25 protein-coding genes, 1 other RNA gene and 2 pseudogenes are annotated in these 22,821 nt (G+C 59.0%); 7 read left to right on the top strand and 21 right to left on the bottom strand.

The genetic code is table 11. From position 1 onward, the window contains the following. Positions 1-85: 85 nt before the first annotated feature. The 15 genes and pseudogenes from ACFQDL_RS10795 to ACFQDL_RS10725 form a co-directional block, all read right to left on the bottom strand. Positions 86-1,000, bottom strand: coding sequence for a glucosamine kinase nucleotide-binding domain-containing protein (locus tag ACFQDL_RS10795; protein WP_379909020.1), 915 nt, complete (start codon positions 998-1,000; stop codon positions 86-88). Further along, a complete protein-coding gene (nagB, locus tag ACFQDL_RS10790) occupies positions 997-1,791 on the bottom strand; it encodes a glucosamine-6-phosphate deaminase (RefSeq protein ID WP_379909019.1) in 795 nt (264 codons plus the stop codon). Before nagB ends, ACFQDL_RS10795 begins: the two co-directional genes overlap by 4 nt. A gap of 46 nt (positions 1,792-1,837) precedes the next feature. Further along, positions 1,838-2,964, bottom strand: a pseudogene (locus ACFQDL_RS10785) (ABC transporter ATP-binding protein). 60 nt (positions 2,965-3,024) lie between these two features. After that, positions 3,025-3,896, bottom strand: a pseudogene (locus ACFQDL_RS10780) (carbohydrate ABC transporter permease). Further along, entirely contained in the window at positions 3,889-4,818 is a 930-nt protein-coding gene (locus ACFQDL_RS10775) for a carbohydrate ABC transporter permease (RefSeq protein WP_379909018.1), read from the bottom strand. Before ACFQDL_RS10775 ends, ACFQDL_RS10780 begins: the two are co-directional and overlap by 8 nt. A gap of 207 nt (positions 4,819-5,025) precedes the next feature. Beyond that, entirely contained in the window at positions 5,026-5,373 is a 348-nt protein-coding gene (locus tag ACFQDL_RS10770) for a hypothetical protein (RefSeq protein ID WP_379909017.1), read from the bottom strand. Beyond that, entirely contained in the window at positions 5,370-6,023 is a 654-nt protein-coding gene (locus tag ACFQDL_RS10765; RefSeq protein ID WP_379909016.1) for an ABC transporter substrate-binding protein, read from the bottom strand. The genes ACFQDL_RS10770 and ACFQDL_RS10765 overlap by 4 nt, the downstream gene beginning before the upstream one ends. Then, positions 6,020-6,277 carry a hypothetical protein gene (locus ACFQDL_RS10760; RefSeq protein ID WP_379909015.1) on the bottom strand — a complete coding sequence of 86 codons (258 nt, stop codon included), beginning with the start codon at positions 6,275-6,277 and terminating at the stop codon, positions 6,020-6,022. The genes ACFQDL_RS10765 and ACFQDL_RS10760 overlap by 4 nt, the downstream gene beginning before the upstream one ends. A gap of 224 nt (positions 6,278-6,501) precedes the next feature. Continuing rightward, positions 6,502-6,825: a sensor histidine kinase gene (locus ACFQDL_RS10755; protein ID WP_379909014.1), complete on the bottom strand. Its 324-nt coding sequence runs from the start codon at positions 6,823-6,825 to the stop codon at positions 6,502-6,504. Further along, the gene (locus ACFQDL_RS10750; protein ID WP_379909013.1) at positions 6,807-7,616 is read right to left on the bottom strand and encodes a histidine kinase dimerization/phospho-acceptor domain-containing protein; all 810 of its coding nucleotides are present in this window, start codon (positions 7,614-7,616) and stop codon (positions 6,807-6,809) included. The genes ACFQDL_RS10755 and ACFQDL_RS10750 overlap by 19 nt, the downstream gene beginning before the upstream one ends. Then, positions 7,589-7,978, bottom strand: coding sequence for a hypothetical protein (locus ACFQDL_RS10745; RefSeq protein WP_379909012.1), 390 nt, complete (start codon positions 7,976-7,978; stop codon positions 7,589-7,591). Before ACFQDL_RS10745 ends, ACFQDL_RS10750 begins: the two co-directional genes overlap by 28 nt. Further along, positions 7,947-8,672 carry a response regulator gene (locus tag ACFQDL_RS10740; protein ID WP_379909011.1) on the bottom strand — a complete coding sequence of 242 codons (726 nt, stop codon included), beginning with the start codon at positions 8,670-8,672 and terminating at the stop codon, positions 7,947-7,949. Before ACFQDL_RS10740 ends, ACFQDL_RS10745 begins: the two co-directional genes overlap by 32 nt. Before the next feature lie 995 nt (positions 8,673-9,667). Continuing rightward, positions 9,668-10,282 carry a tetratricopeptide repeat protein gene (locus ACFQDL_RS10735; RefSeq protein ID WP_379909010.1) on the bottom strand — a complete coding sequence of 205 codons (615 nt, stop codon included), beginning with the start codon at positions 10,280-10,282 and terminating at the stop codon, positions 9,668-9,670. Next, positions 10,243-11,358, bottom strand: coding sequence for a tetratricopeptide repeat protein (locus ACFQDL_RS10730; protein ID WP_379909009.1), 1,116 nt, complete (start codon positions 11,356-11,358; stop codon positions 10,243-10,245). Before ACFQDL_RS10730 ends, ACFQDL_RS10735 begins: the two co-directional genes overlap by 40 nt. Before the next feature lie 513 nt (positions 11,359-11,871). Further along, a non-coding RNA gene (locus tag ACFQDL_RS10725) (RtT sRNA) lies at positions 11,872-11,995 on the bottom strand. A gap of 285 nt (positions 11,996-12,280) precedes the next feature. Here ACFQDL_RS10725 and ACFQDL_RS10720 point away from each other — a divergent pair. The 7 genes from ACFQDL_RS10720 (at position 12,281) to ACFQDL_RS10690 (ending at position 18,306) form a co-directional block, all read left to right on the top strand. After that, positions 12,281-13,594: a tyrosine-type recombinase/integrase gene (locus ACFQDL_RS10720; protein ID WP_379909008.1), complete on the top strand. Its 1,314-nt coding sequence runs from the start codon at positions 12,281-12,283 to the stop codon at positions 13,592-13,594. Between the two features lie 94 nt (positions 13,595-13,688). Beyond that, the gene (locus ACFQDL_RS10715) at positions 13,689-14,630 is read left to right on the top strand and encodes a hypothetical protein (protein WP_379909007.1); all 942 of its coding nucleotides are present in this window, start codon (positions 13,689-13,691) and stop codon (positions 14,628-14,630) included. Between the two features lie 111 nt (positions 14,631-14,741). Beyond that, a complete protein-coding gene (locus ACFQDL_RS10710; protein ID WP_379909005.1) occupies positions 14,742-14,972 on the top strand; it encodes a hypothetical protein in 231 nt (76 codons plus the stop codon). A gap of 143 nt (positions 14,973-15,115) precedes the next feature. Continuing rightward, entirely contained in the window at positions 15,116-16,006 is an 891-nt protein-coding gene (locus tag ACFQDL_RS10705) for a toprim domain-containing protein (RefSeq protein ID WP_379909004.1), read from the top strand. A 58-nt stretch (positions 16,007-16,064) separates the two neighbouring features. Then, on the top strand, positions 16,065-16,931 hold the full coding sequence (locus tag ACFQDL_RS10700) for a DUF927 domain-containing protein (RefSeq protein WP_379913011.1): 867 nt from the start codon (positions 16,065-16,067) through the stop codon (positions 16,929-16,931). Between the two features lie 17 nt (positions 16,932-16,948). Beyond that, a complete protein-coding gene (locus ACFQDL_RS10695) occupies positions 16,949-17,905 on the top strand; it encodes a hypothetical protein (RefSeq protein WP_379909003.1) in 957 nt (318 codons plus the stop codon). Next, positions 17,905-18,306, top strand: a complete 402-nt coding sequence (locus ACFQDL_RS10690; protein WP_379909002.1) for a hypothetical protein — start codon at positions 17,905-17,907, stop codon at positions 18,304-18,306. Before ACFQDL_RS10695 ends, ACFQDL_RS10690 begins: the two co-directional genes overlap by 1 nt. 396 nt (positions 18,307-18,702) lie before the next feature. On the opposite strand, the gene aroE is transcribed toward ACFQDL_RS10690, so the two are convergent. The 6 genes from aroE to ACFQDL_RS10655 all read right to left on the bottom strand — a co-directional run bounded on the left by aroE (position 18,703) and on the right by ACFQDL_RS10655 (position 22,686). Further along, positions 18,703-19,326 carry a shikimate dehydrogenase gene (gene aroE, locus ACFQDL_RS10680; protein ID WP_379909001.1) on the bottom strand — a complete coding sequence of 208 codons (624 nt, stop codon included), beginning with the start codon at positions 19,324-19,326 and terminating at the stop codon, positions 18,703-18,705. 20 nt (positions 19,327-19,346) lie between these two features. Beyond that, entirely contained in the window at positions 19,347-19,523 is a 177-nt protein-coding gene (locus ACFQDL_RS10675; RefSeq protein ID WP_379909000.1) for a hypothetical protein, read from the bottom strand. 23 nt (positions 19,524-19,546) lie between these two features. Then, positions 19,547-20,791 (bottom strand): CaiB/BaiF CoA transferase family protein, encoded by a 1,245-nt coding sequence (locus tag ACFQDL_RS10670; protein WP_379908999.1) that lies wholly within the window; start codon positions 20,789-20,791, stop codon positions 19,547-19,549. A 1-nt stretch (position 20,792) separates the two neighbouring features. Further along, on the bottom strand, positions 20,793-21,293 hold the full coding sequence (locus tag ACFQDL_RS10665) for a MaoC family dehydratase (protein ID WP_379908998.1): 501 nt from the start codon (positions 21,291-21,293) through the stop codon (positions 20,793-20,795). A 150-nt stretch (positions 21,294-21,443) separates the two neighbouring features. Beyond that, a complete protein-coding gene (locus ACFQDL_RS10660) occupies positions 21,444-21,725 on the bottom strand; it encodes a hypothetical protein (protein WP_379908997.1) in 282 nt (93 codons plus the stop codon). 25 nt (positions 21,726-21,750) lie between these two features. Then, positions 21,751-22,686, bottom strand: a complete 936-nt coding sequence (locus ACFQDL_RS10655) for a ketopantoate reductase family protein (protein ID WP_379908996.1) — start codon at positions 22,684-22,686, stop codon at positions 21,751-21,753. Between the last annotated feature and the right edge of the window lie 135 nt (positions 22,687-22,821).

Genomic DNA, 22,821 nt, shown 5'->3' with positions numbered 1-22,821 from the left:
CAGAAAGGAGAACGCCCGTGGGGCGTCCGTTGAATCAGGCAGGAGCACAGCACAGAGAATATCCACAACCTCCTGCCGAAAGGATTTATCCGCCGGCCGAATCTCTTGCCATCAGCAGTGCGCCATATACGGCATCCTGGCGCGGTTCCACGATCAGTTCGCCAAATGCCTGCTGCAAATTCGGCTTCATGCGCTGGGCGACCGAGCCCATCAGCGCTACCCGGGTTGCACCGCGGTCACACAGCGCCTGGATAAGCCCGGCGACATCGCGGACGCCCTGCTCGACGATAGCAGCAGCCAGCGGATCGCCGTTTTCTGCGCAGTCAAAAAGTTGCCGCGCGAAAAGGCCATAATCGGCAGGGAGTGCCGTTTTGGACCAGTGCACGATGGCGTCTATATCGCCGTCGAACTGCCGATAAATCGAATCGGTCAGTTCACTGGGTGCAATAACGCCGTCATGGGCCAGCAGCGTTTTGCGAATGGCTTCCAGTCCCAGCACGGCTCCGCTGCCCAGGTCGGAAATGGGGAACTCATGACCGCCGACCTTGTTTATCCGGCTATCTTGCAGTAACAGCCCGCAGGAGCCGGTGCCGACAATTTGAATGGCGCCATCAGCGCCCTCATAGGCGCCCAGGCAGGCGCCGTAAGCATCCGACTCGATGCATACCGAGGCAAATGACCAGGGCACCTGGGTCAGGGCCTGACGGACGCTGGGGTCGTCGCCGCCCGCCAGTGCCATGCCTACATGCAAACGGCAGAAGTCATCGGTGGACAGGCCGGCATCCAGCACGGCATGGGTGACCGCTTCCAGGATCGACTGCCTTACCCTGTCCAGTTCCAGGAAAGCGTTGGCGGGACCGGCCTGGCCGGTCCCCAGTATCCTCAGGTCCATATCGGCAAGGCGGGCCCGGCAGGCCGTACCGCCGCCGTCGATACCGACGAGATATTCATGTCTGCCCGAAGGACTGGATTCCAGGCCGGTTTCGATCAACCGGATCATGGCCTGCTTCTCTCTGCATCCATCAGCCGGTCGGTTTCGATTTTGACCCGCCGGTGGTACTCGCACTGCGACAGCTGCGAGCCGGCTTCGCTGTCGACGATGACCAGCGTATTGGGGTGCTGTTGCAGCGCCGATGCAGGACAGCTCGCCGAAAGAGGCCCCTCTACCATCGTCCTGACGGCTTCAGCCTTGGCCGAGCCGGTGGCCAGTAACAGTATCTGCCGAGCCTCCAGGATGGTCGCGATCCCCATGGTGATGGCCAGTTTGGGCATGAACTCGCCGGGTTCGAAGAAACGGCTGTTGTCGCGCACTGTCGCCTCGGCCAGGGTTTTGATCCGTGTCCGGGAATGCAGGCTGGAACAGGGCTCGTTGAAACCGATATGGCCGTTGCGGCCCAGGCCCAGTACCTGCAAATCGATGCCTCCCAGACTGCGAATCCGGGTTTCGTAGGCAGCGGCTTCCTCGGTCGGGCAGTGCTGCCCGTTCGGGATATGGGTGTTGCGCGGATCGATATCGATCCGGTCGAATAGCTGGCGTTGCATGAACGTGCGATAGCTCTGAGGATGCTCCGGAGCCAGCCCCACGTACTCGTCCAGGTTGAAGGTGGTGACCTCCCGGAACGACAGTTGATTGCGATGGTAGCGAGCAATCAGCTCCTGATAGAGGGCGATGGGCGTACTGCCGGTCGCCAATCCCAGAACCGCCGCCTTATGCCTAGCCAGTAGTCGTTCGATTCGGTCCGCTGCGAGGCTGGCCACCTCGCCGGGCGAACCGGCAATAATTACCTGCATACCTTCTCCGTGACATTGAATGGATAAGAGCCCAATGGCGAGATTGTCAGTAAATGCGCTGTTCGGATTCGGGATCGAAAAACACCGCCTGGTTGAGATCGACCCGCAGCAGCAGATGATCGCCCGGTGAGACCCGGGTCTCAGCGCTCGTGCGCCCTGTCACTTCCTGGCCGTTGATACGGGTCACGATGAGCGTATCGGGGCCTGTGGGCTCGATCACATCGATGGCGTTCCGGACGAGCCACTGTCCTGATGTGGGCTGATCGTTATGCGGCTCCGCCGTCGCCTGTTCGGCGATGTGTTCCGGCCGCACGCCCATGATCACTGTCTGTCCGATCCGGTTGTCGAGATCCGGAGCCTGGGGGGCAGTACGACGGTCTCCGCCAGACCGGAAGAGCCGCTCATCTCGAGGCCAACGGCCCGGTCCTTGCCGACGACCCGGGCGCGGATGAAGTTGATCTGCGGCGATCCCATGAAACCGGCCACGAACATGTTTGCGGGATTGCCGTAGATTTCGGCGGGAGTGCCCAGTTGCTGCAGTTTGCCGTCTTTCAGGACCGCGATCCGGTCCGCCAGCGTCATCGCTTCGATCTGGTCATGCGTGACATAGACGATGGTCGTACCGAGCCGGTGATGTAGTTTCTTGATTTCGGTGCGCATCTGTACGCGCAGCTTGGCGTCCAGGTTGCTCAGGGGCTCGTCGAACAGATAGATTTTCGGTTCCCTCGCCAGGGCCCGGCCCATCGCGACGCGCTGGCGCTGTCCCCCGGACAGTTCGGCGGGCCTGCGATCCAGCAGGTGGTCGATTTTCAGCAGCTTGGCGACACGGTCGACCTCTGCTCTGATTGCGGCTTTGGGGACCTTCTTCATCTCCAGGCCGAAGGCGATATTGCCGTAAACGGTCATGCTCGGATAAAGGGCATAGGACTGGAATACCATCGCAATATCCCGGTCCTTGGGGCTAAGGTGGGTCACCGCATTGTCGTCGATGCGAATTTCACCCTTACTGATGGTGTCCAGGCCGGCGATACTGTTGAGCAGTGTCGATTTGCCACAGCCGGATGGGCCGATCAGCACCAGGAATTCGCCGGAATCGATCTTGATATCGATATCGTGCAGGACCGGGGTGACGCCGTACTGTTTTGAAACGTTGTCGATATGTAACTGTGCCATTTGGACTTGCTCCTGTTCTTGTTGGTCCGTTGCCACCTGAGGGCTTCTGTCGAGCGGGGCTCAGCCCTTGACGGCGCCCGCCATCAGCCCGCGCAGGAAATACTTGCCGGAAATCACGTAGACGATAATGGTGGGCAGGGCGGCGATGATCGCGGCCGCCATATCGGTGTTGTATTCCTTCACGCCGGTGCTGGTATTGACCAGGTTGTTCAGTGCCACGGTCACGGGCTTGGAGTCCGGGCCGGAATAGATCACGCCGAACAGGAAGTCATTCCAGATATTGGTGAACTCCCAGATCAGCGTGACCACGATGATCGGTCCGGAAAGCGGCAGTACGATGCGCTGGAAGATGGCAAAGAAGCCGGCGCCATCGAGTCTGGCGGCACTGATCAGTTCGCTGGGAATCCCCACGTAATAGTTGCGGTAAAACAGGGTGGTGAAGGGGATGCCATAAATGGTGTGCACCAGGATCAATCCCGCGACGGAGTTGGACAGCCCAAGCCAGCCCAGGGTCTGAGCCATCGGCAGCAGCACCGCCTGGAATGGAATGAAGCAGCCGATTAACAGCAGAAAGAAGAACGCCTCGCTGCCGCGAAAGCGCCATTGCGCCAGGACATAACCATTGATCGCACCGATGGCGGACGACAGTAGCACCGCGGGGACGGTTATCAGGATGGAGTTCCAGAAATAGCTGCCGATGCCCGCGCAGTCGATACCGGTGCAGGCGGCCGACCAGGCCTTGATCCAGGGGCGAAAGTCGGTTGCATGGGCGGCATGATCAGGTTGCCGGCGCGGATTTCGGACAACTCCTTGAGGGACGCAAAGAGCATCACCAGTAGGGGCATCAGGAAATAGGCGGCCAGGGCAAACAGCGTCGCATAGAGCGCTACGCGACCGGCATGCTCCGAATAGCGGGTGATCGGATTAGTCATGGCGTGTGCCTCGCAGTTCGCTGTACAGGTAGGGAATCAGGATGGCCAGAAAGCCCATCAACGTGATCATCGCGCTGGCGGTGCCGATGCCGATTTCGCTTCTGGCAAAGGTGTACTGGTACATGAAGGTAGCGGGCAGATCGCTGGAGAATCCCGGGCCGCCGGCCGTCAATGCCAGTACCAGGTCGAAGCTCTTGATCGCCAGGTGTGACAGGATGATGAAGGCGCTGAAATAGATCGGCCGCATGATCGGCAGGATAATGCGCCAGTAGATCGTTGCCAGACCGGCGCCATCGATCTGTGCCGCCTTGATAATGGAACTGTCGATGCCCCTGAGACCGGCCAGCATCATCGCCATCACGAAGCCGGAAGCTTGCCAGACCGCGGCAATGACCACGGTGTAGATGGCCATGTCCGAACTCACCAGCCAGTTGAACTCGAAGCCGGTATAACCCAAGTCATGCATCAGCTTTTCGAGGCCGGTCTCCGGGTTGAGGATCCATTTCCAGGCGGTACCGGTGACGATGAGTGACAGGGCCATGGGATAGAGGTAGATGGTCCGCAGGGCGCCTTCCAGGCGGATTTTCTGGTCCAGGAAAACGGCCAGCAATGTACCCAGCAGGATGCTGATGCCGATAAACAGCAGCGCGAACAGGATCAGGTTGCTGTAGGCGACCTGCCAACGCTCGAGGTCGAAGAGCCTGTCGTAGTTGGCAAAGCCGACAAATTCATAATCGGGGAGCAGTCTGGACTTGGTAAAAGACAGCACTGCGGACCAGACGATAAATCCGTAGATAAATACCAGGGTGAGCAGCATGCTGGGACCTAGCATGAGCTTGGGTAAGAGGTCCTGCAGGCGATCCCGCCACTTGGAAGGCATGGCGGCTGGCTGCAGACTTACTGAGGTAGCTTTGGTGGTCATGACCAGTCTCTCAGTCTGAGTTGAAAGTCGATGGGGCTGCAACTGCGTATTCAGCCCCTCGAGCGCTGAAATCGGGCACAGCGATCCCGTCAGGTCCGCGACGGTGTCGCGAACCGGTCGGGTGCACTGAAACCGGTGAGAATGTTGCCGTACAGGTGCCGGACTATCCGGCCCCGGGCGGGGCCGGATCGAACCCTCGAAAGAAGGCTACTGGGCCGCCTTGATGGCGGTAGCCATGGCACGGGCGGCCACTTCGGCGCTTATGGCATCGTCGTTGAAGTAGTGGGTTACGACGTCGAAGACGGCTCCACTGACCTGCGGCTGCATCGCCATGGCATGGGCGAAGCTTGGCAGCAGCTTGTGATTGGCTGCCGATGCCTTGAGGTCGCGGTTGGAGAGCCTGGCGCAGTCGTCATAACGTGATAGCGGGACATCCTGCCGCACCGGGATGGAACCCTTTTGCAGATTGAACTCTTCCTGGAAACGTTCCGACATCAGCAATCTCGCCAGGTCTTGCTGGGCCCTGCTGTCTTCGCCCTCCTGCCCGAACATCATGAAAGCGTCGACATTGAACGTAAAGGCATCCGTTGTGCCGGGAACGGCGGCACAGAGGTAGTCCTTGTTCGGCGTTTTGCCGGCGGCGCTGAACTCCCCTTGGCCCAGTCGCCCATGATCTGCACGGCGGCCTTGCCCTCTATGACCAGGGAGGTGGCAAGGTTCCAGTCCCGTCCGGGCATGCCGGCGTCCATGTAGCTTCTGAGTTTCTTGAAGGTGGACAGCGCCTCGATCATTTTCGGGCTTGCCAGCGCCTCGGGGTCCAGCTGCACAAACGCCTGCTGGTACCAGTCCGCGCCGCCGGTGCCCAGTGCCACCTGCTCGAATACCGTGGCGTCCTGCCAGTCCTGTCCGCCATGGGCAAGGGCGGTATAGCCGGCATTCCTGGCGTTATCCAGAAAACTGAAGAAATCGTCCCAGTTCTCGGGCACGCGGCCGCCGTTGACCTCGTTCAGGATCGACTTGTTGATCCACATCCAGTTGATGCGGTGCACATTCACCGGCACGGCCACGTAGTGACCGTCAAATTTATGGATATCGGCGATGGCCGGCGGTAGCAGTTTGTCCCAGCCGTTACTGTCTGCGACAGCATCGATATTGGCCAGTACGCCCAGCTCCGCCCACTGCTGGATTTCCGGTCCGGCTATCATGGAAGCCGAGGGGGATTGCCGGAAATGGCACGCGCCTTGAGTACCGTCATGGCCGTCTCGCCGCCACCGCCGGATACCGCAAAGTCGGTCCAGTGATGGCCTTCGGACTCCATCATCTCCTTGAGCACGGACAGGGCTTCGGCTTCGCTACCGGATGTCCAGTAATGCAGCACTTCAACATTGCCGGCATATCCCTGGGTGGAAATGGCTGTTGCCAGGGCTGCGCCCGCCAACATTCTTGTTATTGTTTTCATGACTTGCTTCCTCGCAGAATCGTGTTTGAGTGCCAGGTCAAAGGCGGTGGGATCCCGGTCTGAGTGCCTTGGCCTGCTATTACTATCGATTCCCGCTGTACCGAAGTCACGTAACCTTGGGTAAGAAAGAGTTAGGCCGATGCGTTACAGGATGTTACATAACGTCGGGGCCTTTACCGGTGCCCTGCATGCATGGCCGGCAACCCGGGATTGACCGTTGGGTCTCATTGATTCTTCCTGGGTAACAGAAGGTTAACGACAAGGCCTCCATCGTTGTGATTGTCCAGGCGTAGTTCGCCGCCATGGGCGTGCATGATATTGCGGGCAATGCCCAACCCCAGTCCGCTACCGCCGGTATTGCGGCTACGGGAGGGCTCCAGACGCACGAACGGCTTGAATACCCGCTCCCGTTCCGCTTCGGGGATTCCGGGCCCGTAGTCCCGAATTTCAATATTGACGATATCTTCGCGCTCGGTGAGCCGGATATCGCAGCGTTCGCCATAGAAAATGGCGTTTTCCATCAGATTGGTCAGTGCCCGCTTAAGCAACAGGGGTTTGACCTTGAGGGGGCGGCCGAGCCATTCAGGCTAATCGGATGGGCCTGCCCGGCCACGTCCTCGATCACGTCCTCGATCAGTTGCGACAAATCCGTCGCCAATGCGTCCTCTTCGTAGTGGGTGTCCCTGAGGGCCTGCAAGGCGCCCCGCACCATCTGCTCCACCTCATCCAGGTCGCGGGTGAATTTGATTCGATGCTGCGGTTTTTCCAACAGCTCCGTGCGAATGCGCATGCGAGTGATGGGCGTTTTCAGGTCGTGGGACATGGCGGTGAAGAAATGTTCGCGATCGCTCAGGTAGGTCTGGATCCGCGCCTGCATCTGATTGAAGACTCGGGCGGTGGCGCGTATTTCCCGGGAGCCGGTTTCCGGAATCGGATCATGGCCGATATCCTGCCCCAGTTCTTCAGCTGCCCGAAGCATGAAGGTGAGAGGGCGCGTCTGCTGCCGGATCACCAGGAAAGACAACCCGATCACCCCTGCCAGAAAGACCAGCAGGTACGCCAGGGTCTGAGGACTCCTCAACTGCATGTCCGCGAGAAAGTCCGGGACCGGCAGCAGGGTTGCCACATACAGCCACTCTCCTTCGGCAAGCTGTAGCTGAATGACCAGGATCGGCGGTGAAAGGTCATCGATCAGCAGACGTTGCGACCAGCGTTCGGGAATCTCCGTCAGCAGGGTGTCGTTGGTATGCACATGCAGGGTCTCGGGCTCCGAAAACTGCACCCAGAGCTGCTGGTAGGTCAGTTCGCTGCTCAGGACATTGCGGAATTTGTCGACCACTTGCTTTTTCTGCGGGTCCAGCCCGACTTCGTGTATGAGGATCCGCTCCCTGTTGAGGCTGACATAGAAGCGGGTCCCCCCATTTTCCGCAGCTGGTCCAGCACCATGTGCCGGTATTGCCTGGGAAGATCGGTAAAGAACTTGACCGTCGAGGCTACGGAATAGGCAACGTTGTTGGACACTTTGTCCACAAGGTCGATCTGCCCCGCCTGGACCTGGTGACGCCATGCCCAGTAGCTCGCCAACTGGGTCATCAGCAGGCCAAGCAGCATGATCAGCAGTATCCGGCCGCGATGGGAGTCCGGAATCAGCCAGGACAAAAGCCGCGTTTTATCGAGCTTCCAGTTGCTCGGCCAAAACATACCCGACACCTCTTATGGTTTTGATCAGTCGGGGGTTCTTGCCGTCGTCGCCCAGACGTTGTCGGATGCGGGAAATCTGTACGTCCAGGCTGCGATCGTACGGGGACGGCTCCCGGCCCTTGATCGAGTGATAGAGCGTTTCGCGGCTGACAACCCGGTTACGGTTTTCGATCAGGATCATCAGCAGGTTGAAGTCGGAACCCGAAATATTCCAGCGTTGACCGGTCTTCGAGAGCAGAACCCGGCTTTGATGGTCGAGGGTCCAGTCCCCAAGCGCCGTATGCTTGCCTTGAGGTGCAACGAGTGGAGCCGTCTCGGGATCGGCCCGCCTCAGGATGGCACGAATGCGGGCCAGCAGTACCCGGGGGTTGAAAGGCTTTTCCATGTAATCGTCGGCGCCCAGCTCAAGGCCGATGATGCGATCCGTATCGTCTGAATTGGCGGTCAGCATCAGAATGGGTATCTGGGCCTGGGTAACGAGACGCCGGCAGATGGAAAAGCCGTCTTCGCCCGGCAGCATGATATCGAGGACGATCAGGTCCGGAATTCCGGATGCCAGGATCCGGTCCAGCTCCACGGCATCGGCAGCGACGCTGACGCGGAAGTTCTGAACTCCGAGATACTCCGATAACAGGTCCCTGATTTCGCTGTCGTCATCGACGACCACGATATGCTTCTTGTGCGCGTCCGGCATGCGTTTCACTGCTGTTGTTGTTATTAGTATCGGGCCTTCTCGAAGGCTCGAAGCAGTATAACAATCGGATCGAGTGGCTGAACACAGGTGCCATGTAACATCTCGGTTACGTTGGCTCGCCAGTGCTGCCGTTTCGGTTTCCGGTCGGCACCGATGAAGCTATCGCAGGGTTCATCCAGGTGCATCGGTACCCACGTCAACGCAATAGTGCTGTTAAGTGATTGATTAATCAGAACTTACCTGTACCGGCAGGCTTGATGTGTCGCCATTGGCGCGAGCCGGACTCTTTGTGCAGCATCTCGACAGGCGCCCAACATGCCTTCAAAGATGCAACGCGAGCCCGGCTCGCGCTGAAAGTCAGAGACTCGTTGGGACTTGTTCGCGGCTCCCCTGGGCTGCACGCCAAGGATCGAGCTCGTAATTGCCATAACAATGGTGATATTGAACGCGGAATTGTTCAGGACGGATGTTATACGTCGAGCGAGAATTCGCGGGCTGCGGTGAACTGAGGCGTGGGATTGGCGGGTGCCGAGAGGCTGGAGTTTCTGGCTGCCCGTCAGCGGTCGCGCGCGAGCGGCCTCTCGCTCTCTTGCTCCCATCGACACAGCTCGTTGTGCTCTTCGAGAGCCCGCTGCCCCCATTGGAGGAGCCTGTTCCAGAAGCGGTTGATGCCCGAGCGAAGCGGGTGGACGATACCGCCCGTGGTTTTGCCGTGCTTGCCGGATTGCGGTTGCCCCACCCTGAATACCTCGCTCTGCGTTGCCGGGCCCTCGTCCGAGCGGGCGGCGCCGAATTCAAAACCCGGGATTATCGGCCGGGACTGTTGCAGGCTGATGAAGGTGATACTGCGGGCCGGGTGCTGGAGCAGAGGGACAAGCGCTTCGGGTTTAGCCGCATGCCGGGCTGGTCACCCGCCATCGAACACTTTGATGTCGTTTCCGAGTGCTACCTTGCGCGCCCGTGGCCTGGGCGGGGCCCAAAAGGCAATCAAGGACTTACAAGTCCACATCCGCGGTTTTCCAGACTTCCCTGAAATCGGCCTCGACAGCCGCCGCCTCAGCCTCCCTGTCTTGCTCTCTGAGTGCCGTTGCCAGGCCATACAGGGACCAGCCGTTTTGGGGAAAGCGTGCAAGATCCTCGCGAAACGCCTGTTCCGCCTTCTGGTAACGATCGGCTTTCAGCAACAGGGCGCCGAGATCCTGGCGAGTAGGGATGGTCCACTCCGGTGGTTCGCCGTACAGCAAACGGTCTTCACGAGCGACGGCCTCGCGCAGGTTACTTTCCGCTTCATCGAATCGACCAGCCGCCGCATCCACCCAGCCGGCCAGTACTTTTTCGGCTATGCGCAACAGGTCGGTTGACTGATTGAACTCCATCTTGACGCCCTCAAGCGCATTGCTCGACAGGATTTTTCTCAGCGCGTCAAGTTCGGCTGCAGCCGCTTCACTATCGCCGGTGGCTGCAAAGGCACGGCCGCGGGCATAGTGCCACATCGCTGTCGAGTGTGGTAAAGCCGCATCCGGTGCCGGGGTGTCGAGTATCTCGTCCCAGCGCGCAAAGCGGATTCGCATCAGCCAGGGGCGGCTGGACCAGTGTTGCAGGAAGTCCATCCCGGGCGCGCCGAACAGTTCCTGGGGAGCAGCGCAGTGACCTTTTCCGCGGCCTCGATAGAGGCCTCGCTCTGGCCAATCATCATTGTGGCGAAGGCGAGGAAATCATAGTTGTGCGGGTAATAGCCGGCGGTGTACATGCCCGTGGCCGGATTCTGGTCGCGGATGTAGGTCTCGTCCGCGTGTATCGCATGCTGGTTGGCCTTGACGGCATCCTGGTAGCGCCCGACCCGGATGTAGATATGCCCCGGCATATGTACCAGGTGACCCGCGCCCGGCATCAGGTTGGCGAGGCGTTCGGCACAGGCCACGGCACGCTCGGGGTAGAGCTTTTCCACCGCATGGATGAAAAAGTGGCACGCGCCCGGATGATTCCGGTTCTTTTCGATGACAGTCTCGAGATTTTTCAATGCCTCGGCGATACCGGGTTTCGGGGTGCCGTCCTCCTCCCAGTAATCCCAGGGACGGAGGTCCATCAGCGACTCGGCGTACAGCACCTTGATGTCGTGATCGTCTGGATAGGTCGCGGCCACCCGGGCCATCGCGTCTGCATAGGCTTGATCCAGCTGCGCACGATCCTCCGGAGGTTCCTTTGCATAGCGAACCGCCAGCGCGTCGATCATGGCCTGTTCCCTTTCGCTGGCATGTTCTCGCCGGGCTAGCGCCCCCTGCACTGCCGCATAGGCCGCCCGGCCCGAAGGCTCATCCATGGGCAGGTTGATGTTGGGGCCCCAGGCAAGTGCTTCGGCCCACCAGCACATTGCACATTGCGGGTCCAGTCTCTGCGCTTCGCGGAATGCCCGAATCGCCTCGGCATGGTTGAAGGCGTAATACAGGCGCAGTCCCTGGTCGAAATAGACCTGTGCTTGCGGAATATCGGTGCTGATGGGGTAGTGGTGGTCCCCGAGGTTGTCGTAGAGCGGCACCCCTGCCGGCGTATCCGGCCGTTCCTGTTCCGTGCTCTGGGTTTGATCCACGCCCTGATCTGCTGCTGTCGCTTGTTGCTCGACACCGGCGACGATCAGACAGCTCAGCGCAAGGATCGGAATCTGCAGCCTGATTCTTTTGCTAGGCATGGGGCAAACTCCTTATTCGGCTAGATAAAAAGTATAGATCCCACGATCAAGGAAACCACTATCGGCAGTGTCACGATTGGCGACGCACCCTCCGGTCGAGTAACCAGCATCCATGCCGACGCTACGACGAACCAGGTGATGACGGGCGACAGGCCTACAACGAACGCCGTTTCGACTTCCGCTGCCCGTCCTCATCGCTCGACCGGGCGGCCGAGATGACGTTATCGATAAATCAGCGGTGAATGAGATAACTCACATTTGTTTCGGTAGAAAAAGACGCACCGGCAGAAAGGCCCCGTAGGCTGCGGCTAAGCAATGAAGGGCAGACGATCACCAACCAGATCGGGATAACCTCAAGTTGAGCGCTTTGATGCGACAAACTGATCCAGTGTGATCAGATCGTGACCAGTCGCAACGGAAAAGATAGAACAGAGACAACCGCGCGCCCGTGGCCCAGAAGGATGGCGTAGCGCTGCCCGAAGGCAATCAAGGACTTGCAAGAGAAGGAAAAGATGGCGCGCCCGGAGGGATTACTCGGCTACGCCTCGCCCTGCGGGCCGTTGCCTTCGGCAACGTTGTCTCGCTGCGCTCGACTCGAACCCATCGGGGCTTCTCACCCTCCGGGCGATGGAGCACGATTACGTTAAGGCAGTGAGCTTGATGCAGTGGCTGACTTGGAAAAGATGGCGCCCCGGAGGGATTCGAACCCCCGACCAACAGGATCGGAAACTCTAAAAGTGTCAATTTCCATCAACAACCAAGAACAAGCGTAAACATCATAAGGCATTGAAATAAAACAAAAGTATTCGGCCTGTTTATTTCTTGTTGTTCCTGATTGTGCGCGGCAGTATTCTGCGAAAGGGAACCTGAGGGGGAACCTGGTTCCCTTTGGAAGTCGCGCTTAGACCAACAGGAGAATTGCATGGGCAGGCTGACCGATACTCAGATCAGGGGCATGACGGACGGCGACCGACGCAGCGAGTCGGTAGAACTGGGCGGGTCACTGGTGATCTGGTGCAAGAAAAGCACAGGCGCCAAGGAGTTCTATTACCGCAAGCGCCAGAAGGGTGAGAAAGAGACCAACGTCAAGCTTGGCACCTATCCCCAGCTACCGTTGGCGGCGGCCCGCAAGAAGGCGGGAGAGCTGGCCGTGAAAGCCAGCGAAGTGAGTGATCTCAAGTTCAGGCTCGAGCAGGAGCGTGCCGAGCGTGAAGCCGCTGAGGAGGCGGCTAAGCGCGCCAAAGAGCGTGCGGATTCACTGGGTACTTTGGCAGACCTCTGCAAGGTTTATGTAGACAAGATGCAATCGGAGGGGCGCTCGTCCTGGAAGAAGGTTGACGACGCTCTGCATCGATATGTGTTGGACCCCTACCCCGAACTTGCCATGCGCAAGGCGAATCAGATTACCAGCGACAGCATTGCGGACATCCTGGCGGCCATGATCGCCAAGGGTATTACGACGCATGTCAATCGCACCCGAGGTGATCTCCATGCCGCTTTCAATGTTGGTCTGAAGTACGACTACAACCCGACGCTACGCAGCAAGGTGGGCCTGTGCTTCGAAATCCATCACAACCCAGTAGCCCGCGTGCCGGCTCAGAAGAGGTGGGAGCGGGCGTTGTCCCGCAATCTAAGTGCCGAGGAGCTATCAACGGTTTGGCACGCTGCGCCCGAGCATATGAGCAGTGTCTATTCTTCCCTGTTCCGACTGATGGTCTGTACTGGTTTCCACCCGGCCGAGCTGCTGCGGCTGACCGTGAAGGATGTGGATCTGAAAGAGTGCGCCATCTATATGATCGAAACGAAAACCGGCGCGCCGAACCTGATTCCCTTGAATCAGTATGCGATCGCCGAACTGTTGCCGCTTGTGGGTGGACGGCTCGGCGAGGAGGCGCTTTTCCCCTCCCTCCGCCGTGATCCCAAGTCTGATATCTATGCTCGTGTCAGCGTTGTGGCCAACCAGGTATCCAGGCTGCGTAGTGGCGTCGATGTAGAGCACTTCACGGCTCGAGACATTCGGCGTACAGTCAAAACGCTAATGGGCAAGGCCGGAATCAGTAAGGAGATCCGTGATCACCTGCAGAATCACGCGGTCAGTGACGTTAGTGGCAAGCACTACGATCGTTACGACTACTGGCGGGAAAAACGTGCCGCGATGCAGAAGTGGGAGCGCTGGTTGACCGCCCATGTTCTAAGCCCCGACTCCAATTCCGGAAACGTGGTGAGCTTCGCCTGAAGCTTTCAGCAACAGCTACTGCATGCAATCCCTGCCTCGTCTGATATGGTCGATATGTGTTTGATTTTTAATCGCTCAGGGGTTGTAAGACGCAATGTCGAAGAGTCGGCTGCACACACTAAAGAAATGGGTAACGCTACAGAAGGCTGCTGCACAGTTGTCGGAAGTGTTCGAGGAAGATGTTACCGAGGCAGATCTGTTCCAGTTCGCGCTCGAAGGGCAGCTAAAACTGTCTGTCAATCTTGTAAACCATGGTTATGCGCGTCTGGGCGCAGTGGTCCCTGTCGATCAGGCGGCGGTCTGGATTCACGCCGGTTCTGACTACCTGCCCACCATGAACGAAGACATACCGGAATCGATCAGAGAAGTGATCAGGGCTGCTCAGATTGGGAGGCCTCTGTCCGAGGATAACAGGTGTGCCCTTGCAGGCTTCATTTCCGAGCGCTATCCATCCGATGCGAGCACAGGCGCCACCCTGTCGGGCATGCTCGTGCCTGATGACTCCGCTGTGGTCGAGATAGACTACTCGAAGGTTCACCCCATATCGGGTGTATGGGACCTTTCTCTGTACGGCGCCGAGAGGCTGGACATCGAAAGGAGGCTCATGGATGAGCTTGATGGGCCGGCGGTCGAGCTGAATACGCTCGATGACGTGCTATTGCTAGATGAAACCCGTCAAATCGTGGCCTCTCTGCAGACCTATAGCCGAGACGTTGGCTACTTTCCGATCGAGAGGATACCGGATGATGCAATGCTTGTTATTCGCCAAAGCGAGCTTCAGCGATTCATCAACGAGCGATCGGATACACCCTTGGAAATGTCGCCGAGAGTTGAGGATGGCCACTTGAAGACGATTGCTATTATGGCCAAGGCACTTGCCCATCAGGGTGGTAAGCAATTTGGCGATGCTGAAAAGCCCAATGTCAGTCGGGGCTATGAAGTGTTGTTGGCCCCGCACATCACCGAAGACATGCAAGGGTTGTCCAAGTCCTCGCTCAGCGAACGTATCAAACGCGGGCTCCAGCTCGTCCGCTAACATCATTATCTCACCAACTTCTCTGTCCTCTGATTTTCCAGCTGGAACCTTCATCAACTGCATCACCGGATAGTGCTCCTGTTGCAAATATCAACTAAGGAGTACGCAACGATGCATAGCGCAACCACACCGAACAATCACCTCAAGTCCCAGGCCGCAGCAAATTACCTGCTGGTGGCGGAGTCCACGCTCCGTAAGTCCCGCGTCACCGGCATCCTGTGCGGCAGGGCCGCGCCGGCCTACATCAAGATGGGGCGGACAGTGCTATACACCAGGACCGATCTGGACGCCTGGGTGGCGGAGCTGCCGAAGGGCAACTGCACCGCGCAGACCGCAGCCTAAGGGAGGTGACCATTGCTGAAGAAAGCTCTTACCTCCGTAGGGAGCATGCGACACCAGTTGGTTGTGCTGGTGCCGCGGCTGGCCGGAATGGCCCCGGAAATGGCCTTGGTGTTTTTGTACTTCGCTCAAGTGGGAGGACTGGCATGATGGCGGTCATTGAACTCCGTTCGGCCTTTCAGCGTTATATGGAAGAACACGGCCTGGTCATCAGCGAGTTGCCGCTCGATGATGGCCAGATTCACCGTGTCCACGTCGATGGTGACAAGCACGGCACGCGAAATGGCTGGTACGTGCTGTACACCGATGGCTTCCCCGCCGGCGCCTTCGGCAGCTGGCGAGTTGGCAGTACCGGCACCTGGTCTGCTCGTGCACCGGAGACGATGACCGCAACCGAGCGAGTGGAATATAGCGACCGCTTGCGGCGAATGCGTCAGCAGCGTGAAGCCGAGGTTGAGCGGCGCCAGCAACAAACTGCCATCGCCGCCAAAAAGCTCTGGAACAAATCCACCAACGCGAATCCCCTGCACCCCTATCTGATCCGCAAGAAGATCCGGCCGCATCACCTGCGCCAGGTAGGCGATACGCTGCTGGTGCCGCTGATCGACGCTGACGGTGAGATCTGGAACCTGCAGCGAATCTTCCCCGATGGCACCAAGCGCTTCCTTGCTCACGGTCGGGTCAAAGGCTGCTTTGCCCTGTTCGGACCGCTGGACGGCGATTCGGTATACGTCTGCGAAGGCATGGCGACCGGAGCTACCGTCCACCAGCACAGCGGCCTGCCGACTGTCTGTGCCATGAATGCTGGCAATCTGCTGGCCGTTTGCACTGCTCTGACCGACCAGGTAGGTAAGATCACGATCTGTGCCGACAACGACCGTCAAACGGGCGGTAACCCCGGAATCACCAAAGGGCGGGAGGCTGCCGCCGCAGTCGGCGCAAGCCTCACCTGGCCGGAATCGTGCGGTAATGGGTGCCGTTGCTCGGATTTCAATGACATCGCGCAGTGCGAGCGTGCGCAGGAGGTGGCGGCTTGAGCAACTTGATTCAGCTGCAGCCGAAAGAGAGGTTTGAGCACATCCCTAAAGGCTATGTCTGCAACAACAAGGGGTCCAACTGCTTGGGGATGACGACAAGAGCGAAACGATCACCACGAAGCCGGTAACCGTGAAGGCCGGCACGCGGGATACCGAAGGCAACAACTGGGGCGTGCTGGTCTGGTGGCTGGATCAGGATGACCGCCCCCACGAGATCGCCATCCCGAAGCGTCTGTTCCATGCTCAGGGTACCGAATTAGCACAGCGTTTGGCTGACGGTGGTTTGCCGATTGTGCCGGGGAAAGAACGCAAGTTGCTGACCTACCTGGCGATGTTCAATGTTCAGCAGCGCCTCGTGGCAGCGAGCTGCACCGGCTGGCTGCGAAATGCCTTTGTCCTGCCGAACGAGACGATTAATGCGCCAGCAGGAGAGAGCATCGTCTATCAACCGACTGGGCTGTCGAATCATGCCCGCGCCATGCGCCGAAACGGTACTCTCGAGCAGTGGCAGGCCGGGGTACTGGATGCCTCACCGATGGTTCGCTTCCTGATCTGCGCCAGCCTTAGCGCGCCGGTTCGCTACCCAGTGGGCGTCGAGGCAGGCGGGTTCCATATCTATGATGAGACATCTCGAGGCAAAACTACTGCTCTGCAGGCTGCGGCAAGCTGCTGGGGGAGCGGGGTGGATCCGCAGCGGGCGGGTGGCGCCGAAACCTATATCAGCCGCTGGAACGCTACTGCCAACGCCTTGGAAGCCAAAGCCGAACTACACAACGATCTGCCGATGGTGGTCGACGAGATCGGCGAGGGGATACCCGGGAGTTCGGTCGCACCATCTACCGCATCATCTCCGGAACGGGACGTGATCGCAGTGAACAGACTGGGGGCCTCCGCGACTCCAAAAGCTGGCGTGTCTCGATCCTGAGCGCCGGTGAGCTGGCGGTGTCCGACTTCATCGAGCAGGGAGGCGGCAAGGCCAAGGGCGGGCAGCTGGTGCGCATGATCGATATCAATCTGGATTATGCCCCCGCCCTGTTCGCGGACGGCGACCAGGCTGACGCCATGAAAGAGCACTGCGCCGACCACTACGGCCACGCGGGGCCGGAGTTTTTGAGGCGTGTCGCAGACCTGGCGTCGGGCTGGAAGAAGCTCGATCTGTCGCTGCTCGGGCCGGCAGCATCTCCCATTGCCGTACGGGCACGCAAGCGATTCGGTTTGGTGCTGCATACGGGGTGTCTGGCCGCGCGTGCCCAGGTGCTGCCCTGGACGGAAGAACAGATTATGGAGTGCGTCCGTCTTGCTTATGCAATCTGGTTGGGTCAGGTGTCCACCGTGTCGGATACCGATCGCGGTATCTGTGCTGTGGCGAACTTTGTGATGGCGCAGGAAAGCCGGTTCGAAACGAGTTGCGAGGCGCCGCCGCCGCGTGACCGTGCGGGATGGAAGCGTGATCAGCTATATCACTTCACGCCTGCAGCCTTCAGGGAGGCCTGTGCTGGCGCTGATGCCACCAAGGTAAAGCGAGCTCTGCTCGATGCGGGGCTGCTGCATATTTCCAAGGGTCTGAGCAGCGTCATTCGAGTCGAGGGTCAGTGTGTGACTGTTGTGTCGGTCAAAGCAGCGATTCTCTCCAGTCTTGTCGAAGCAGTTGGTAGCAACGGTAACACCCGTATCAGCGCAGGAACGAAGCAGGATACCGGTGCTACGACGGGCAACGAATCGGTGGTAGCTGGTGGTAACGCATTGATGGGCAGTAGCCAATCCGCTACCAGTGCTACCGGCCTGGATCGGGAGGCGGTAGCGGCCCAAGCCCCAGCCGTTACTGAGGTGCTACTGCCGATACCAGCGCTACCGGTGGTAAATGGCAAGCGTGAAACCAGGACCTGGGAGGCGTTCTAATGGGACTGGCCTCAGTGATCGCCGAACATGGCATCGAGTTGCGTCTGGAAGGTGAGCGGCTGCTGGTTGGCTCGGCGCAACCGCTGACCGAAGAGCAGCGTAACTTCATCCTGGCCAACAAGCAGCGGTTGATCGAGGAGCTGCGCCAGCAACTCGATATCGATCTTCCGCTGCCCTTTCTGCAGCACGCCGCCGACCTTGACTTGTCGCTGCTCTGGGACGACCGGGTATTTGTCGATCAGTTGCTGGCGTTCCGGTCCATTAACGATCGCCACCAGCTTTTGGCCGAGTACCGGAACCAATGGCTGGCAGCCGCTGCTGCGCCAGACCTGAAGGAGTATCAGCGCGAGAATGCGGGCCGGAAGGCTGCGAACACTTGGTTGCGGACGCGGTTGCACTAGTCCATCTGTTGCCAAGGATGGCGGTACCCACTTGCTGTCGGTTGGTGTCACAGAATGATCAAATTTATATATTTGCGAGTCATACAATAAATAACGGGTTATGTGACGAATTTTCAAGTAGAGACTGCTATGCAGAAGAATGTCACATAATCGAACGTTTATGTGACAAGGGCTATTTTGCTGATCGGTTACATGCGGGTGTCCAAGTCGTACGGGTCCCAGGCGATGGGTCTGCAACGCGATGCGTTGATCGGCGCTGGGGTAGAGGGGAACCATGTCTATGAAGACATGGCCTCGGGAGCCTCGGGGGAAAGGATGACCGACCTGAACTAGCCGCATGTCTCAAAGCGCCCTGCGTGGTAGCAACCGCGCAGGGGTATCCGAATAAGGTGATGCTCAGACCAGCGGTATGGTCAACGCCTCGATCATCGGTTTGGTGTCTGGCCGTACGCCACGCCACCACTCGAACGCTTCGGCCGCCTGCTCCACCAACATGCCGACGCCATCCGCAAGCTGGGTGACACCAGCGCCTTTGGCCAGGCGCAGGAAAGGTGTTAGCCCTTTGCCGTACGCCAATTCATAAGCCAGCCCATCAGGAGAGAAAATATCCGCCCGGACCGCCGGCAGCTCCCCGCGTAAGCTGGCGGAGGTCGCGTTCAGTACCACGTCGAACTTCTGCTCGGCCAGATCCTGCAAGCGGCAGACCTGAATCCGGTCGTCACCGGCAAACTGCATCTTCAAGGCTTCTGCGCGTTGCAGCGTGCGGTTGGCAATCACCAGCGTCGCCGGCGACTGCTCCAGAATGGGCAACACCGCGCCGCGCGCAGCGCCACCGGCGCCCAGCAGCAGCACGCGCCGCCCCTCTAAACTGAAACCTAAGTTGCGCTGGATATCGTTGACCAGGCCGACGCCGTCGAAGTTATCGGCGTAGATACGCTCTCCCTCGAATTTCAGGGCATTGACGGCACCCGCCAGGCGTGCCCGTTCTGACAGGTCGGTCGCGTATTCAAACGCCTCCACCTTGAACGGCGCGGTAACGTTCAGTCCACAGCCCCCGCAGCCCGAAACTGGTCAACGGTAGCGACAAAGGCATCCGTCTCGGCTTCGATCGCGGTATAGGTCAGATACTGCTTGCTGTCGGAGGCAAAGGTGCCATGAATCATCGGTGATTTGGTATGGCTCAGTGGATTGCCGATCAGTCCGTATTTATCGCTCATCGCTACTTATCCTCTAATTGTGTTCAAAGCTCACTGACAGTCGGCTCGCTGTACAGCACACCGTCTGCAAACAGCTCGTCGATCTGGTTCAAGTCATACCCCAGCCCCTGCGCAATCTCGCAATTATGCTGGCCCAGCAGCGGTGCCGGTCTCTGCGGGTTGGTATCGCAGCCTGAAAAGCGGAACGGCAGGTTCGCCAGTTGCACCTTACCCACCACCGGGTGTTCCTGTTCGATCAGCATGCCGCGTGCCTGGATCTGGGGATCGGCCATCACCTCGTCGATGGTCTGCACCTTGGCGCAGGGAACATCGATCGCTTCCAGGTCAGCGAGACACTGCCCGACCGTTTTACTCGCCACCCACTGGCGCACCACGGGCAGGATGTCGAGGCGATGTTCGTTACGACCCGCCGAGGTATGGAATCGGTTGTCGACGGCAAACTCGGGTTGCCCGAGCTGCTCTCCGATCAGCGTGGCCAGGCGCTTCCAGGCGTCATCCACCTGAGCCGCGATCACAAGATCACCGTCCTGCGCCGCGAATGCGCCGTACAGCGTCGATGTGGGCAGGTCCTGACCGGTCTTCTCGGGAATATCCTTACCACCGGACAGTGTGTAACACTGCACGGCGTATTCATGCATCGATACCAGGGTATCGTACAGCGCCAAATCGATATGCTGTCCCTTGCCGGACTGCACCCGTCCCAAGAGCGCGGCATTGACCGCCGCGACGCCGTGGATGCCGGTGTACATATCACCGAGCGCGATACGCAGCAGCGGCGGCGCTTCACCGGGGTTGCCGACCATTGCCATGATGCCGCTCTTGGCCTCGGCAATCAGACCGAAGCCTGCACGGTGGGAATCCGGTCCGGTATGACCGTAGGCGGACACGGAACAGTAGACCAGCTTCGGATTGATCTCCTTGAGCTGCTCGTAGCCGAGGCCGAGCTTGTTGAGGGCCCCGGGGCGGTAATTCTCGACAAAGACATCGGCGCTTTCGACCAGCTTGTGCATCAGCTCCAGGCCCTTGGGGTCCTTGACGTTGATACAGAGGCCCCGCTTGTCCATGTTCTGTTGAATGAAATAGCCGCTCTGACCCTTGATGAAGTAAGGGTGGTCGCGGCCGGCATCGCCGTTTTTAGGCCGTTCGACCTTGATCACTTCGGCACCCAGTGCCGCCAGACAGCGCGACAGGTAGGGACCGGCCAGGAAGTGACTGTAATCGATAACCCGGACACCCTCGAGCGGGCGTCCCATGGCAAATGGATTCATCTCAGACCTCCTGCTCGGCGGTTTCGAACGTTCCTGGGCGGCGCGGAACCATCAGCCGATGCTCGCCGCGATGTACCACCTCACCGTGCTGGTTGATCAGCTCGGACGGCAGAATCACGATTCCCCAACCCGGGCGGCTCTTGGACAGCCGTTTGGTTCCCACTGTGAATCGCACATGCACAACGTCGTTGATCTTGATCGGGCGTACGAAGTCCCAGCTCCAGCCCAGTGACATGCCGGGTACGAAGCGATACTCGCTCATGGTCTTGAGGCCGTCGGCGATGGATAGCCCCAGCAGCCCGTGGGCGACGCGGGTGCCAAAGGGTGTCGTTCTGGCATATTCCTCATCCACATGAACCGGAGTGAAGTCGCCGGTGAGGTCGGCATAGGTGTTGATACGTTCTTCGGTAACGGTGTACGTCGGGCTGATACAGACGTCACCCTCGTTAGCGTCATCCCAGTAAAGTTCCGGGCTATCGAACTGATTGGTTGCACTGCTCATGATGTAGCTCCTGGTGTATTAGCGAGGGTGGCTCTCAGGCCCGCGGATTGATGGCCAATACCTCGGCGACCGAGTCACCACTGGCCTGGATCAACTCAACGGCGAGCCCATCGGGCAGCTGCAGCCAGTTGTAGCCCTGTGGCAGCTCCTTCACATCCCACTGCCGGGCTTCACAAAGCGCGGCATCCAGGTCGTCAACCATGATTCCCAGGTGCGCCAACCAACCGGCATCATTGCTCGGGGGGCTTCGAACCCCGGCGTCGCGATCAACTGAATCCCACCGACCGTCCAGTACTGATTGGGGTTGTCTTCGGGGCCATCGATCTCACGGACAGGCATTCCCAGCACCTCCTTGAAGAAACGGATATGCCAGTGAATGTCGTTGACCCGGATCGCCGCGTGCTCGACATAGGCGCCTTTGTTGTAAGCCATCGATCTATTCCTCTTTCTGAGTCGGTTACTGGACGCCATGACGCTGGCGGGTTTCGATCCCTTTCACGCAGGCGACCAGGGTACGGTTGACCGGTGTCGGTACGTTGCAGCGTTCGCCCCAACGCACCACGGAACCGTTGATAAAGTCGATTTCGGTTTTGGCGCCGCGCTCCAGGCTCTGCAGCATCGAGGTCTTGAACTCGAACGGCAGGCTAGCAGAAGCCATTTCCCAGGCCTGTCGCGGTGTCGCGATCGACAGTGCTATGCCGTTGGCTTGCGCGACTGTCATTGCCTCGGCCACGGCGTCCAAGGCTGCCGCTTCGATTTCCGGAACGGCATAGAGGTGCCCGTAGGGGAGGCCAGAGATACCAGCAAGCGCGCCAGTCGCCACGTTGATCAGCAACTTATCCCAGATGGTGCCGATAATGTTGTCGCTGACTCGGGTATCAAGCCCTGCACGGTTGAAGTGGCTCGCCACCTTTTGAACCCGGTCGCTGATCGCCCCGTCGAGCTCGCCGATAATGGTTTGCTTCCCACTGGTGCCAATGGTGATGCAGCCTGGCGCTGTCATCACCCCACCGACATAAGTTTTTCCGGCCAGCAGACGCTCCCTACCGACGATCTCGGCCAGGATTTCCTCATGACCCAGACCATTCTGTAACGAAAGTATCTGGGTGTTGGGACCAATCGCCGGTGCTGCTGCCTCGATCGCCGAACGAGTGTCGTAGGACTTGGCCAGAACGATGATCAGATCCATCGGTTCCAGTCCCGCGCAGCTAGTCGCAGCCTTGACCGCGACGGTGCGGACCTGATCCCCGTCGCGCATCTTCAGTCCCTCGCGATTCATCGCATCAACATGGGCTTTGTTGCGGGTAATCAGCCAAACCTCTTCACCCGCTTCGGTTAACACACCGCCAATCGAGCACCCAAGCGCGCCCGCGCCTACTACGCAAATTTTCATACCTGACTTCTCCGACACCGCTGCGGCCTTTGACGCCGTCTGTATTCGATGTAGACAGATTAAAACGCGAGCAATACTTCGTAAATTTTATGCTTGTTATACGTATCATTGCGTTTTATTATGTTGATGGGTCAA

This window comes from Marinobacterium aestuariivivens (assembly GCF_042661465.1).
Classification (GTDB): Bacteria; Pseudomonadota; Gammaproteobacteria; order Pseudomonadales; family Balneatricaceae; genus Marinobacterium_A; species Marinobacterium_A aestuariivivens.
The sequence above is the reverse complement of the archived record's forward strand: the minus strand, read 5'-3'. Positions and strand labels throughout refer to the sequence as shown.